Consider the following 13093-nt stretch of genomic DNA (forward strand, 5'->3'; position numbering starts at 1 on the left):
AGAGAGGAGGGGTATTGGTGGCGACATGCTTTTGGGAAGATATTTATCAGGCGGTCGAGGACGGTGGCCGAATCGAAGGGATCTTAGAGCCGTCCCGTGCGGTCATCTTGTTTGATACAAAAGCAGGTGACCGCTATGACCTATACGTTCAAACTGAAAAAGCGTGGGCGAATCATGTCAGTACCGATGTGAACGCCATCCTGAGCGCATTTCGTCTATCTCGAATCGGGCGAAAGCGATTGACGCTTCATATATATGGTGAACGTCTTGTCGATGAAGAGCGGATCGAGAGCATGACTTTCCCGATTCCACCGAGAGTGACGTTATCTCGCTCGATTTGTAGCCCTACGATGGAAGACGATCGTTTTCGAATGCTCGCGGTCGCAATGGATCGAAAGAAGAAAGCGGAGTTAAAGAAACGATTCTCGTTCGGCAAACCACAAGTAGTGTACGGGTTGATGTTCATTACGTTTTTAGTCATGTGGCTGGCTGAATCCGTCGGTTCGACGCTCGATCCGAACACGTTGATTGCATTCGGTGCGAAAGTGAACCCACTCATCGACGAGGGAGAGTGGTGGCGGTTGATTACGCCGATGTTTTTGCATATCGGATGGTTTCACTTTGCCATCAATATGTTTGCGCTCTGGTCACTTGGTCCGCTCGTTGAACGGATGTATGGGTCGATCCGGTTTTTTATCATATACGTGGTTGGTGGCATTCTAGCGACGACGGCATCATATGCGTTCAGTGAATCGATTTCAGCCGGGGCATCAGGAGCATTATTTGGTCTGGTCGGCGCGCTTCTCTATTTTGGACTTCGTGATCGCTCCCTCTTTATGAAGACGCTCGGACCTCCGCTGTTTATTATGTTAGGATTAAATGTGGGACTTGCGTTTGTACTAGGCGCGAGTTTGGACCACTTCGCGCATGCGGGTGGGTTACTTGGTGGATTCGTCGTCTCTGGGGTCGTCGGATTGCCCGATGAAAAAAATCGCAAGCAACGTATCTTATTTTCTGTGCTCGCGACCGTGTTATTTGGTCTACTATATGGGTACGGTTCTTGGTAAGGAGAGAATATGATGATTGATACACTGAAAACATTAGTTGAAATTCCAAGTCCGTCTGGTATGACGGAGGAGGCGATTCGTTTTGCAGAAAAAGAGCTTCAGTCAATCGGTGTTAAAACGTCTCGGCTACATAAAGGGGCATTACTGGCCACATTCCCGGGTCGCTCGAAGGAGGCGCGTCTATTGACGGCGCATGTCGATACACTTGGAGCGATGGTCAAGGACATTTTGCCAAGTGGACGCTTACGACTCACTCAAGTTGGAGGGTACGCTTGGACGGCAATTGAAGGTGAGAACTGTCTCGTTCATCGTGAGGAAGGCGAGGCAATCGAAGGGACCATCCTCATCCATCAATCGAGTGTGCATGTCTATAAAGACACGAATTCTGCAGAGCGCTCTCCATCAAACATTGAAGTTCGGTTGGATGAGAAAGTTCATTCTCGTGAAGATGTGACGGCACTTGGAATCGAAATCGGGGACTTCGTATCATTTGATCCACGATTCAAGGTGACGACTTCCGGATACGTGAAATCACGTCATTTGGATGATAAAGCATCCGTAGTTATTTTATTAGACTTGGCTAAAGATTTGGTTAGCTACGACTTGCCTCACACGGTTCACTTCTTGATTTCGAATTATGAAGAAGTTGGATTCGGGGGCAATGCAGGCATTCCGGAAGAGGTTGTGGAATACATTGCCGTCGACATGGGAGCGCTCGGAGATGGTCAACATTCAGATGAATATACAGTCTCAATTTGTGCCAAAGATTCATCTGGACCATATGACATCAATCTTCGCAGAAAGTTTACCTCATTATGTAAGGAGCATGACATTGCATATAAGGTAGATATCTATCCTTATTATGGATCGGATGCATCGGCTGCCATTCGTGCAGGCTACGATGTAAAGCATGCTTTGATTGGTCCAGGGATTGAGTCGAGTCATAGCTATGAACGGACACATGTGTCATCTATGGAAGCGACAAGGGAATTGTTAAATCGTTATGTCCAGTCCACGATGGAGGAAGAAGCATGAAAAACTTTTATGATGTCCAACAGTTTTTAAAGTCGTTCGGAACCATTATTTATATCGGGGAACGGGATGCAGAAATCTCACTGATGATGATGGAACTCGACGAGTTGTATGAAGGGGGCATCATCGAACAGCGTGTTTATGATACAGCGAAAATCATTTTGACCCACGAATTAAAAAATTCAACAGATTGACAGAAATCCCCTTAGTGCAAAGGGTTGCACTAAGGGGATAATAGTGTACACTATTCAATGAAAGCGATTTAGTTGAGATGAGGAGTGAACGGTATGAAATGGTTATTAGGAATCGACATCGGTGGTACAACGGTGAAGATGGCTGTTTTAGACATGAATGGCATCATTTCTGATAAGTGGGAAGTTAAAACGGATATTCGAGAAAACGGTGTACATATTCCAAAAGACATCGCAGCCTCATTTGAAACGTATTTAGAGACATCAGGGAAGAAAAAAGAAGATTTCGCAGGTGCAGGAATCGGGGCACCCGGATTTATTAGTTTCACAGAGGGTGTTGTCGAATATTCACCGAACATCGGTTGGAAAGACTTCGCACTCGTGAGTGAATTCGAAAAGGCGGTCGGTCTTCCGGCAGTTCTCGAAAACGATGCGAATGCTGCTGCCCTCGGTGAAATGTGGAAGGGTGCCGGAGAAGGTGCATCAGAACTACTCGCCATCACGCTCGGAACAGGCGTCGGTGGAGGCGTCATTACGAACGGGAACATCGTTCATGGTACGGCTGGAATGGCCGGAGAAATCGGTCATATTACCGTCGAGCGAGATGAGGCGAAAGCAGTAAAATGTGGTTGTGGTCGTCTAGGGTGTATCGAAACGATTGCCTCTGCGACAGGTATTTCTCGTTTAGCCCTCCAAAAACGAAAAAATCAACATACTACATTGAACGAATTGAAAGAAGTAACGGCACGTGACGTATTTGAAGCATATAAAGCCGGAGACGCGATTGCGACAGAAGTTATCGATGAGATGACAGAATACCTCGGATTGACGATTTCAAATATCGCAAACACGCTCAACCCGAAAATGATCGTCATCGGTGGTGGCGTCTCGAAAGCGGGTTCAGCATTGCTTGAACCGCTTGATGCTCAATTCAAGCGCTTTGCGCTCGAACGTGTATATGAGTCGACGACGTTTAAAATTGCTGAACTCGAAAATGATGCCGGTGTGATTGGATGTGCTTGGCTCGCACGTAAACACTTCCTTCCGACTCGCGTATAAAACGGACACGTCTGCACACTGCAGGCGTGTTTTCTTATGGGAAAGGGTATGGGATATTGTAAAATTTGTAACGTCACAGTTGATTTTTTATTAAAAAAGGGGTAAGATTTGGACTTGATACTGGACGTGTACTATTCATATTGAATTGTACAAAGATTGAACAAATATAAAAAATAATGGCTAATAAAAACATGCCGAAAACTGAAAAGAGGAGGAGACCGTCAGATGAATTCATCTCAACGCTTCTCGAAGCTATCGACGAGACTGAACGATACGGTCCGCGCTTCGTTTCAAGAATATCGTCTATTTTGGATTTTTACGTTATTGCTTTGGACGAAGACGTATATCGTCTATCAATTTTTCTTTAACATTCCGATTGAAAACACCGCACAAGCCTTTATCTTGCTGATCAGCCCGATCAGCTCGACAATATTCCTGTTTGCTTTCCATTTCTTCTTTAAAGGAAACAAACAAAAATGGGTGCTCTACACACTTTATGCGCTCGCCTCATTCATCTTATTTGCGGATGCCGTGTACTATCGTGAATTCACGGACTATTTAACAATGCCAGTCATTATGCAACCATCGAACATGGAGACGCTGTCGACATCGTTCACATCACTTCTTGAATGGAAAGACTTAATCATCCTTGGCGATGTATTCGTCTTACCATTTATCTTGTGGCGTATGAACATGAAAGAGAATGCCGCTTCACATAGACGCGCACTCGTCACGTTCGTTGCCGCTGTATCGGTATTCTTGTTCAACCTTTCATTGGCTGAAACAGAACGACCTGAATTGTTGACTCGTTCATTCGACCGTGAATTATTAGTGAAAAACATCGGAACATTTAACTTCCATGTATATGATGCGATGCTTCAAACGAAAACATCTGCTCAAAAAGCGATGGCTGATGAATCTGAGCTCGCAACAATCGAACAGTTCACCCGTCAAAACTATGCTGCACCGAACCCAGATTTGTTTGGTAAGTATAAAGGGAAGAACGTAATTGTTGTTTCGTTTGAATCAGCACAGAATTTCACACATAACATGAAAGCGCCGAACGGTGAATATATCACGCCAAACTTGAACAAGCTGATTGAAGAGTCTCACTATTGGCCAAACTACTACCATACAGTAGGTCAAGGGAAGACATCGGATGCGGAGTTTGCGCTCGATAACTCACTATACGGCTTACCGCGTGGTGCTGTGTACTTTACGAACGCGGATAACGAATATCAAGCACTTCCAGAGTTGATTAAAGAAGATAACTATTATTCGGCCGTATTCCATGCGAACAATAAATCGTTCTGGAACCGTGACCAAATGTATAAAAATATTGGTGTCGACCAATTCTTCGATGAGAAGAGCTACGATCTTGGAAATCCAGAAGACATGACAGAATGGGGTCTCTTAGATGATAGTTTCTTCGAACAATCGATTCCGATGCTTCAAGAATTGCCTGAGCCGTATTATGCGAAGTTCATCACATTGACGAACCACTTCCCATATACGATGCCAAGCGAAGACTATGAACTCGTACCGAAGTTCGAGACAAGTTCAACAACGTTAAACAACTTCCCACAGGCGCTTGCTTATCAAGACTATGCACTCGGTCTCTTCATCGATCAATTGAAAGAGAACGGAATGTGGGATGATACGATTTTCGTCGTATACGGTGACCATTATGGTATCTCGACGAACCACAACAATGCGATGGCAGAGTTGCTCGGGAAGGAAGAGTTGACGCCATATGATGTGGCGAAATTGCAACAAGTCCCGTTCGCTGTTCACTTGCCAGGTCAAGACAAAGGTGAAGTGCATGAAACGATCGGAAGTCATGTCGACATGAAACCGACAATCCTGCATTTACTTGGAATTGACACGTCGGACACAATTGGATTCGGGAATGACTTATTCTCTGAAAACCGAAACAGCCGTGCAATCTTCCGAGATGGTACGGTCGTGACCGATGAATATGTGTGGACACAATCGACGTGTTACAATGCTACATCTGGAGAAGTAGTGGAAGACACGACACTTTGTGGTCCAATGACGGAAGAAGCGGAAAAAATCTTACAAATGAATGATGATTTGATTTACTCTGACTTGCTCCGTTTTAAAGAACAAACGAATGAATAACGTAATGACGAACCAAACCACAATGTGATTTGGTTCGTTTTTTGGTTTTTTCTTTAACAACGTAGAATGTTAATCCTTTAGCACATTTTCATATAAATGTTGATTCGTTTTTAAGCACAAAAAAAGCGACCGAAGTCGCTTGATGATTGCTTGATGCGAATCCATTAACCTGGAATACCACCGTAGATCAACGTGGCAACACCAAAGAATCCGAATACGAGTACAGTTAAACCTGCAACTGCGAGCGGAAAGAATTGGCGTTTTTTGAATGAACGAATCATTCCCCATACAGCCACAATCGCGACGATGACAGAAATCCATCCGAACGGTTCATACAAATGCATGACGAGTTCCCCCTTTAATTATACGTCATGAAATTCATAAAAATTTCACTGAAATATCATTATTATTTTATCCGATTATTGAGGCGCTGTCGAGCAAAGGTTGACATCGATACAATTTTGCCACAATATTGTTTTGAATGAGAGAGGGGGACCATCACATGCAAGTAAAGAAGATTACGTCTGGCTTAGCGCAAGAGAACGGATATGTTCTTGAAAAAGAAGGAACTGTCATCATCATCGATCCAGGGACGGATGACCCAAGATTTTTCGAGACAATCGATCGCCTTGGAACACCTGCGGCGATTCTGTTGACCCACGCGCATTTCGATCACATCGGGGGGATTGATTCACTCCGTGAACGCTATCAAATCCCTGTGTACGTGCATCGTCTTGAAAGCGATTGGTTGATTGATGGAGAAAAGAACGGTGCAACAGCCTTCAATCTTGCTGTACCTGCGATGAAACGGGCAGAGAAAGTATACGAAGGTGATCTGTTGGTCATCGGCGATTTCACATTCCATCTATATCACACTCCAGGTCATTCTCCTGGTAGTGTCGTATTATATCTGGCGGATGAAGGTATTGCGTTTTGTGGGGACTTGATATTTAAACAATCAGTCGGTCGTACCGATTTATTCGGAGGCGATCAGGCGACGTTAATGGGATCCATTGAACGAATGAAGCACGTGATGCCGGGTGCGACGGTCCTTTACCCAGGTCACGGGCCAAAGACGACGCTTGAGGAAGAAAAGCAAACAAATCCATTCTTCAAGCAATAAAAAAGATTGTCTCCGACGAGACAATCTTTTTTACATTTGGAAGTTGCTCCAATACGTAAAGACAACGAAGAAAATTGTCAAATACGCGCCGAAGACGTATACATATGTTTTTTCAGTAAGCTTTAAGTAGCCAAGTGCAACGAAGAAAATCGTTTGTGCTAAGAAGACAAGTCCCATAACGATAAAGTCACCAGTATGTTCACTACTACTTTGGTCGCCGCCTAGTGCGCCTACGAAAGCAAGTGCCGCCACTAGCCCAGTCCAGAAGCCTAGGACACGAAACATTCTTGCCATGTTAATCCCCCCATACGTGCATTATTCCATTCTCATTCACTATTTTACCAACACATTCGAAAAAATGCTATGGAAACGTGAGAATTGAGCAAAATAATCGTGAAAAATATGTGAAATCAATATGGAAAATAAAGTTGTACAAAATTTATAAAAAAGTTGTACAAAATATGTACAAACGGGGTATAAGAGATGTATAATCAACTTATACAAAATGAGCGACTTGAAAAGTTGAAATGAGGAGGAACATAAAATGGCATCAGAATTAATGTTTTACACGTACCCGAGCTGTACTTCTTGCCGGAAGACGAAAGCGTTTTTACAGGAACAAGAGCTTCAGGTGAGTGAACGTCACATTTTCAGAGATGCACCAACTGTTGACGAATTATTAAAACTCCTTGCGATTAGTGAAGAAGGTGTAGATTCTTTACTTGCTACGAGAAGCCAAGCTTTCAAACAACTCGACGTTGATGTGGAAGATTTGAAGTTGAGTGAGCTACTCAAACTAATGAGCGAAAATCCGAAGTTGTTAAAACGTCCGATCTTAACGGATGGAAAAGAAGTGATTGTCGGATATGACAAAGTTTCAATTGAAACATATGCCCGTCGTCATCATGTCGTTTCGACACAAGTTTCATAAAACAAGTCCACTTTAAACAAGGTGGGCTTTTTTTTTATGCTTTTCTCGAGGTGAACGAGATGAAACAACTCATTGAACAACTGATGATTGTGGCTCGAGATGCAGGAGCGAGCGATCTCCATTTTATACCGAGCGCCGATGGAGTGAAGATCCAGATCCGGTCAGATATGAAGCTGCTTGAACTGCAGTCGATGGATGTAGAGCAATACGATCGTCTCACGCTTCACATGCGATATTGGTGTTCATTGCCGGACACGAACCAACGTGTGCCGCAGTCAGGCGTGTACGAACTCGATCAGGAAGTCATCCGAGTTACATTTCTCCCTTCATTCGAACAGACATTGATGTCTTGGAGGATTCCGAATCAAGCGTTTGAGCTTCAGCGGTTATTACGACCTCGAGATGTTGAGCGGTTCCAAGAAATGACTGCATCGCGCACCGGCTTGTTGTTGATCGGCGGGGCTACTGGGGCGGGCAAGACGACGATGTTGTACGCCTTATTGAATTATTTAAAGCGGGAGCGGATCGTCACGATTGAAAATCCTCCAGAACAAAAAATTGATGGAGTGATCCAACTTGAAGTGAATGCAAAAGCAGGGTTGAACCATCGACAGTTGCTGAAAGAAACGTTACGTGCCGACCCTGACATCATTGTAATCGGGGAAGTGCGGACGGAAGAAGAGTTGATTGTCGCCTATGATGCTGCTCTCAGTGGGCACTTGACGATCACTACGTTTCACACTGCGACAATTCAAGATGGGGAGAAGCGGATCGAACAATTGCTTGGGAAAACATCTGTGAAAAGGCATTGGTGTGTACTTACGCGTGATCAGGAGGTGACTTGTGAATGGGCAACGCTTCAGTAAATCCACCAATTCAATTGATTCACCGTTTTCTACGTCTCCAGTCTCGAGGTGTTTCGTTAAAAGCCACTATGGAAACGCTCGAATATCATGAAAAAGGAAGTAGGAAAGTCGATGTGCAACAGATGAGGGCACGTCTTGAAACGGGCACAAGTTTAGCAGACGTATTCTCGCAAATCATCACGAATCGACAAATGCAAGAAATATTGATGACAGCCGAACGGAATGGCCGATTTATGGATGGGTTATCTCAAGTCGTTTTAGTTTTGGAAATGCGAATGCGATTGAAGGAGGAATTGAAGCGACTCATTCGATATCCTTTGATCATTTTCTTTATCCTCCTCGGTCTTGGAATGGTTTATGCGTTGTATATTTTTCCGAAACTGATGGGTATGGTCGATGTTTCCACGTATGATGGAGCAGGTTCGCTTTTACTATCGAAGTGGTTCTTTCCAGCGCTATTCTCTATTTTCGTGATCCTAGGTATCATCGTTTACGTGTTATATCGACAAGGTGTTGAGCTACCGTTTTACATATGGAACCGTGGTAAGACACTCTATTTAACGTATGTATTTGTCAGTGAGTTGTCGTTGCTCCAACAAACTGAGACGAACATTAGGCAAATCATCAGTCGGCTCGCCAATGAGAGAGGGGAGATGGCTGAAATGGCAAATCGGATTCACAATCGCTTATCTGACGGGGAAGGGATTGAAATGGCGGTCAAAAGTGAACGGTTTATCGACCATGAAGTGGTCAGTTTGTTAGGGGTGGGATCGATGAGCGGGGAACTTGGTGAATTGATGTCGCTCCATCGAGAGCTCGTATTTGAAGAGATGGAGCAGTATAGTCGCCGATTGATTGAAAAGGTAGAACCGGCACTATATGGGGTGCTCAGTGTGATGGTCGCCACTTTATTCTATACGCTCTACTTACCGGTAAAACTCATTATGGCTCAATTATGAAAGGGGACATTTATATGAAGGAAGAACAAGGATTCACTCTCGTTGAGATGGCTGCAGTCTTACTCATTATCTCGATTTTACTATTATTGCTCGTCCCAACGCTGACAGAAGGAAAGTCACGTGCAGACCAGGTGAGTTGTGAGGGGAGTGTACGCATCGTGGAGTCAGAAATCAATTTACACTATGCCGAACATAAATCGTATCCCGCCACATTAGAAGTGATTGAGCGTGCCTCTTCATCAGATCCGCTCGTTTATAGTTGCCAATCGTCAGCCTACCTGTATTCTCCACTCGATGGTTCACTTAAAAAACAATGAAAGGTTATACGTTAGTTGAGATGGCGTGGGTCCTTGTGATCATCTCGTTCTTACTACTGATCAGTAGTCCTGTTGTAAAGCCTTTTGAGCGACTAGAACTATATGATTTTACGGATACGTTAGTGACAAATATTCAAGAAGCGGGGCAATATCCATATGTATCGGAAAATGGAAGTTGTGTGCCGAAATTAATTTGGGTGTCGAAACAACAAAGATACTTGATCATGTGTGGAATGACTTTAGTGCGGAGGGTGGACGTACCGAAAGGAATCGATGTATATCTTCCGACTAATAATACAATCACCTTCTCTCAGGCCACGGCTTCCTATGCAGGGCAGTGGAAATTTGTAAGTGGAAAAACATCCGTACTTTTAAAATTTCGGCTCGGAACATATGAACCGGAGGTGATCATCCATGAAGGTGGATGAGACAGGATTTTCATTATGGGAGGTGAGTGTGAGCCTAGCGGTCGTGATGGGCTGGGTATTCATTCTGACATCGTTTGTCACAGAAGGGAATAATCAAGTCGCAAGGTTGCGTGATACCTTGTTTATCTATGAACGATTACAAGGAGAGGTGCTGCTTGAAGCCACTGAACCAACTGGGCGTGAAGAAGTGTGTGAAAAGGGTTTTTGCTTACCGACGCTTTGATTCGGGGTTTACTATGATAGAAATGACTGTAGTGTTATTGATTCTCCCCATTTTTTTATTATTGTTAGTCGAACTGCTTGCGCTCGGTCAACACCTTTACGAACAACCGAAATGGGATCACCATACGACCCCTCAACTCATTGTGCGTCGTTTGCAGAACAGCAAAAATTGTCGCGTCGATGCAGGACGATTGAGAGGTGATTTTCTTAAAACTGATGAAGAAATATGGTCATGGACGATTAAACAATTGAATGGAAACCTAGTCATGGTTGGAGACGAAGGAGGGAACTTGTTATTTTTAAGAGGAATCAATCAGTATCGCGTCGAAACGGTCGGTATAGGGTTTCGTATCTCTTGGACCGATTCGTCTTTCGAGAGGGAACGGTACGTCATGTGTATGAACGAGGATTCTTTCTAATCACCACTTTGACAATCGTCGTATGGTTACTTGGTGCCGCACTATTTTGGTATACTGATGTAGAACGAACGACGAGACGAATCTCGGATGAAATTCTAGCCATACGTTTTGAATCCCATTTGTTATTGGCGAAAGAACGCTGTGGCAATCAACCAGTAACACTTAACAAACCGACGGGCACTGTGACGTGTCGTCCGATTGCACCAAATCGAGCGGAAGTGGAGATGGTGTTAAAATCTGGTGAACGTCATAGAGAGGTGATTGCTTATGAATAAGAAACCGTTTTATATCGTGGGATTTATGGGTACAGGTAAGTCTACCTTGTTCACTTTTATTAGAGAATTTGGTGAAGTCGTGGACCTTGATCGGGAAATCGAAACCATAGTTGGAACCGATATCGCTACATATTTTGACCGATATGGGGAGTCGGCGTTCCGTGATGCGGAAACAAAAGTGCTTCAGGGGATAGATGTTGACTTTGTTCTTACGGGTGGTGGTATTGTCGAGCGCTCTGAAAACATACGTTGGATGCGCGAACATGGCAAAATCATTCATTTAGATTTACCATTTGAGGAATGTTGGGCACGGATTAAAGATTCTAATCGACCGCTTGTTAGAAAAGGGGAGTCGGAAGTTCGAGCGCTATACAATCGACGGGTCACGCTTTATCAAGAAGCGGATGAGAAGATTGATGCGTCCCAAGCACCTCGTTGTATTGCAGAACAGATTATCCGGATGAAGGAGGGGAAAGTATGATTTGGATCAACCTTGCAATTCTTGTACTGTCCATTATCGGACTTGGCGTATATGGCTATTTGTTATTCAAAAAACAGCTGAAGCCGACGTTTGGGAGATTGAATCGATTAACGGAACGATTCAAGATTCGTGCCGACGTTATCAACCGACAAGTCACTGAAATCAAAGAGCATGTGGATGCGGTCAATCGATCAATCACTCAAATCAAAGATTTCGGCATCAAGGCGAAAGATGAATCAATTGAGTTGAAACAGGCTGCAGTTGGGCTGACACATGAAATTAAACGGACAGCGGGAATCGAACGCTCTGACGTTTCCACAGAGACAAAAATATGAAATAATGAGGATGAAAACGTTTTCGTTTTTCATCCTTTTTCTTTTTCGCTTTTTTCACTATGCAGAAAGAATAAAACTTGTTAAAGTGGAATGGAAAACGAAAGATTTCAAAAACAAAAGCATTTTATGTTCGGGATTGGGGGATATTATGGAAAAGGTTACTTTGAAACGTACGCCTTTGTTCGATTTGATTGAACCGAAGGCGAAGATGGTTGATTTTGCGGGATTCGAAATGCCGATTATGTTCTCTTCGATTAAAGAAGAACATCAGGCTGTACGTCAAAACGTGGGGATGTTTGATGTATCTCACATGGGAGAAATTCGGATTGAAGGCCCGAATGCTTTAGAACAAGTGCAGAATCTTGTGACGAATGACGTATCAAAGATTAAAGTTGGTCAAGCTCAGTACAATCTTCTCTGTCTTGAAAATGGTGGCGTAGTGGATGACCTACTCGTCTATCGGTTAGATGAAGATGCTTATTGGCTCGTCGTCAATGCCTCGAATATCGAAAAAGATGAGGCGCACATCCGTAAATTTGTCTCTGGTGACGTCACCGTGACGAATGAATCTGACGAATACGGTCAAATTGCCATTCAAGGTCCAAATGCGGAAACTGTTCTACAATCCATTACGAATGTGGCGCTTGACGAAATCGGCTTCTTTAAATTCATGAACGGAGATGTGGCGGGCGTAGCTTCAATCATCTCGCGTAGCGGTTATACAGGAGAAGACGGATTTGAAATCTATGCGCGGGCAGAAGGCATCTCGGCAATCTGGGAAGCGCTTGAAGCAAAAGGTGTCACACCTTGTGGATTAGGTTCACGAGATACGCTTCGATTTGAAGCTTGCCTCCCGCTTTATGGACATGAACTAGATGAAACAGTCACTCCATTCGAAGCGAACCTTAATTTTGCGGTTAAATTAGACACTGACTTTATTGGAAAAGAAGCGCTCGCCCAACAAAAAGAAAATATCCCGAACCGGATGGTGGGCTTGAAATTACTTGGTCGTGGAATTGCACGCCAAGGAGCACAAGTTGAAATTGATGGGAATGTAGTTGGTGTCGTTACTACTGGTACGATGCCTCCGACGGTGAACGAGTCGATTGCATGGGCGCGTGTTGATGGACGCTACAAAGATGAAGAGCAATTTGTCATCGACATCCGGGGCAAAAAGATTGAAGCCGAGCGCGTACCGACACCTTTCTATAAACGATCGAAATGAAACAGGGGGATTCAGAATGAA

At 44.0% G+C, this 13093-nt stretch carries 18 protein-coding genes; 16 read left to right on the forward strand and 2 right to left on the reverse strand.

Going from position 1 to position 13093, the window contains the following annotated elements; translation table 11 throughout:
• Positions 1-17: 17 nt before the first annotated feature.
• The 5 genes from KNO85_RS05120 (at position 18) to KNO85_RS05140 (ending at position 5491) form a co-directional block, all read left to right on the forward strand.
• On the forward strand, positions 18-1067 hold the full coding sequence (locus KNO85_RS05120) for a rhomboid family intramembrane serine protease (RefSeq protein WP_260569823.1): 1050 nt from the start codon (positions 18-20) through the stop codon (positions 1065-1067).
• 12 nt (positions 1068-1079) lie between these two features.
• Positions 1080-2102: a M42 family metallopeptidase gene (locus tag KNO85_RS05125; protein WP_214787472.1), complete on the forward strand. Its 1023-nt coding sequence runs from the start codon at positions 1080-1082 to the stop codon at positions 2100-2102.
• Positions 2099-2293, forward strand: a complete 195-nt coding sequence (locus KNO85_RS05130; RefSeq protein ID WP_012726602.1) for a YqgQ family protein — start codon at positions 2099-2101, stop codon at positions 2291-2293. The genes KNO85_RS05125 and KNO85_RS05130 overlap by 4 nt, the downstream gene beginning before the upstream one ends.
• 93 nt (positions 2294-2386) lie before the next feature.
• On the forward strand, positions 2387-3349 hold the full coding sequence (locus KNO85_RS05135) for an ROK family glucokinase (RefSeq protein WP_214787475.1): 963 nt from the start codon (positions 2387-2389) through the stop codon (positions 3347-3349).
• Between the two features lie 225 nt (positions 3350-3574).
• Positions 3575-5491: an LTA synthase family protein gene (locus KNO85_RS05140; protein WP_214787477.1), complete on the forward strand. Its 1917-nt coding sequence runs from the start codon at positions 3575-3577 to the stop codon at positions 5489-5491.
• A 164-nt stretch (positions 5492-5655) separates the two neighbouring features.
• Here the strand turns inward: KNO85_RS05140 and KNO85_RS05145 are convergent, their stop codons facing one another.
• Positions 5656-5835, reverse strand: coding sequence for a DUF2759 domain-containing protein (locus tag KNO85_RS05145; RefSeq protein WP_074033323.1), 180 nt, complete (start codon positions 5833-5835; stop codon positions 5656-5658).
• A gap of 158 nt (positions 5836-5993) precedes the next feature.
• On the opposite strand from KNO85_RS05145, the gene KNO85_RS05150 reads away from it, so the two are divergent.
• The gene (locus tag KNO85_RS05150) at positions 5994-6614 is read left to right on the forward strand and encodes an MBL fold metallo-hydrolase (protein WP_214787478.1); all 621 of its coding nucleotides are present in this window, start codon (positions 5994-5996) and stop codon (positions 6612-6614) included.
• 30 nt (positions 6615-6644) lie between these two features.
• On the opposite strand, the gene KNO85_RS05155 is transcribed toward KNO85_RS05150, so the two are convergent.
• Entirely contained in the window at positions 6645-6908 is a 264-nt protein-coding gene (locus KNO85_RS05155) for a DUF2626 domain-containing protein (RefSeq protein WP_012726597.1), read from the reverse strand.
• Positions 6909-7158: 250 nt separating this feature from the next.
• Between KNO85_RS05155 and KNO85_RS05160 the strand changes: the two genes are divergently transcribed.
• The 10 genes from KNO85_RS05160 to gcvT all read left to right on the forward strand — a co-directional run bounded on the left by KNO85_RS05160 (position 7159) and on the right by gcvT (position 13072).
• Positions 7159-7545, forward strand: a complete 387-nt coding sequence (locus KNO85_RS05160; protein WP_214787480.1) for a Spx/MgsR family RNA polymerase-binding regulatory protein — start codon at positions 7159-7161, stop codon at positions 7543-7545.
• Positions 7546-7604: 59 nt separating this feature from the next.
• Entirely contained in the window at positions 7605-8411 is an 807-nt protein-coding gene (locus KNO85_RS05165) for an ATPase, T2SS/T4P/T4SS family (RefSeq protein WP_214787482.1), read from the forward strand.
• Complete coding sequence (locus KNO85_RS05170; protein ID WP_214787484.1) at positions 8393-9370, forward strand: type II secretion system F family protein; 978 nt, start codon at positions 8393-8395, stop codon at positions 9368-9370. The genes KNO85_RS05165 and KNO85_RS05170 overlap by 19 nt, the downstream gene beginning before the upstream one ends.
• Positions 9371-9384: 14 nt before the next feature.
• A complete protein-coding gene (locus KNO85_RS05175) occupies positions 9385-9687 on the forward strand; it encodes a prepilin-type N-terminal cleavage/methylation domain-containing protein (protein WP_214787486.1) in 303 nt (100 codons plus the stop codon).
• 414 nt (positions 9688-10101) lie between these two features.
• Entirely contained in the window at positions 10102-10338 is a 237-nt protein-coding gene (locus tag KNO85_RS05180) for a hypothetical protein (RefSeq protein WP_214787488.1), read from the forward strand.
• Positions 10244-10756, forward strand: a complete 513-nt coding sequence (locus KNO85_RS14995; RefSeq protein WP_353047805.1) for a prepilin-type N-terminal cleavage/methylation domain-containing protein — start codon at positions 10244-10246, stop codon at positions 10754-10756. Before KNO85_RS05180 ends, KNO85_RS14995 begins: the two co-directional genes overlap by 95 nt.
• The gene (locus KNO85_RS05190) at positions 10693-11031 is read left to right on the forward strand and encodes a hypothetical protein (RefSeq protein ID WP_214789896.1); all 339 of its coding nucleotides are present in this window, start codon (positions 10693-10695) and stop codon (positions 11029-11031) included. The genes KNO85_RS14995 and KNO85_RS05190 overlap by 64 nt, the downstream gene beginning before the upstream one ends.
• Entirely contained in the window at positions 11024-11512 is a 489-nt protein-coding gene (locus KNO85_RS05195) for a shikimate kinase (protein ID WP_214787492.1), read from the forward strand. The genes KNO85_RS05190 and KNO85_RS05195 overlap by 8 nt, the downstream gene beginning before the upstream one ends.
• Positions 11509-11847: a hypothetical protein gene (locus KNO85_RS05200; protein WP_214787494.1), complete on the forward strand. Its 339-nt coding sequence runs from the start codon at positions 11509-11511 to the stop codon at positions 11845-11847. The genes KNO85_RS05195 and KNO85_RS05200 overlap by 4 nt, the downstream gene beginning before the upstream one ends.
• 148 nt (positions 11848-11995) lie before the next feature.
• The gene (gene gcvT, locus KNO85_RS05205) at positions 11996-13072 is read left to right on the forward strand and encodes a glycine cleavage system aminomethyltransferase GcvT (protein ID WP_214787496.1); all 1077 of its coding nucleotides are present in this window, start codon (positions 11996-11998) and stop codon (positions 13070-13072) included.
• The last annotated feature ends 21 nt before the right edge of the window (positions 13073-13093 follow it).

Origin of the sequence: Exiguobacterium sp. s124, from assembly GCF_018617485.1 — a bacterium.
In the GTDB taxonomy this organism is placed as follows: domain Bacteria; phylum Bacillota; class Bacilli; order Exiguobacteriales; family Exiguobacteriaceae; genus Exiguobacterium; species Exiguobacterium aestuarii.